This window comes from Lentzea aerocolonigenes (assembly GCF_000955955.1).
GTDB classification, from domain to species: Bacteria; Actinomycetota; Actinomycetes; order Mycobacteriales; family Pseudonocardiaceae; genus Lentzea; species Lentzea aerocolonigenes_A.
In genome coordinates this window covers 1-775 of sequence record NZ_JYJG01000180.1, presented here as the reverse complement: position 1 = coordinate 775, position 775 = coordinate 1, and the positions used below count along the sequence as shown (strand labels likewise).

Genomic DNA, 775 nt, shown 5'->3' with positions numbered 1-775 from the left:
TTCGGATACCGCCAGCCGGTGGTGGCGCCGACGACGGTGGTCCAGGTCGGGGCGCCCCGCAGGGACGCGTGGGACACCGTCGTGGTCGACGGCGGCCGATGGGAGCAGTTCTCGTCGGGACCGGCGTGGACGCTGGGCGAGCTCCACGGCGCGGCCAGGTGGATCCCGGTCGAGCCGGCCGATGTGCGGTCGACGCCGATCATGCACGGAGACCGGCAGGTCGGCGTGTCGTTCTGGCGCGAAGGCACGGGCGAGGCCGGGCCGGTTCCCGCTGACGCGCGGCCCATGCCGTTGCCGAACCGGACGTTCCACGTGTCCGCGGAGTCCGATGTGGACGGACGAGTCGTGCTGCACACCCGCGACGGTGCGACGGTGCACCTCGACGGACCGGCGTTCGCGCGGGTCGTGGGCAACAACGAGACGTTCCGCGCCGTGGGCGACTTCCGGAGGTCGGGACCGATCGCACTCGCGGTGTCCACCCCGCTCGCCGGTCGGAGCTGGGGCAGGGACTTCCACCAGGTCCTCAACCGCGAGTTCGCGGTGGAGAACCCGGTTCACCAGCCCAGGGGTGAGGCCGCCCTGCGCCGCGGCGCGGACGGCGCCCCGGTCGTGTGGAGCCAGGACGGCTGGACCGTGCACGACCGCACCGCCGACGTCTCCGAACTCGTCGTCCGTCCCGCCACCGGACCGGACATGGGCTCCGGGCGGATGTCCCGGTCCGGCGGCGAGCCGTCCTCGTCCTTGTCAGAGCCGGGGCGGCTGCACGGTGTGGACG

General features: G+C 73.5%; 1 protein-coding gene. It reads left to right on the top strand.

What is annotated here, in order from left to right; all coding sequences use genetic code 11:
* Positions 1-775, top strand: a 775-nt coding sequence (locus UK23_RS52880; protein ID WP_196777856.1) for a hypothetical protein, incomplete at both ends; no start/stop codon positions are given.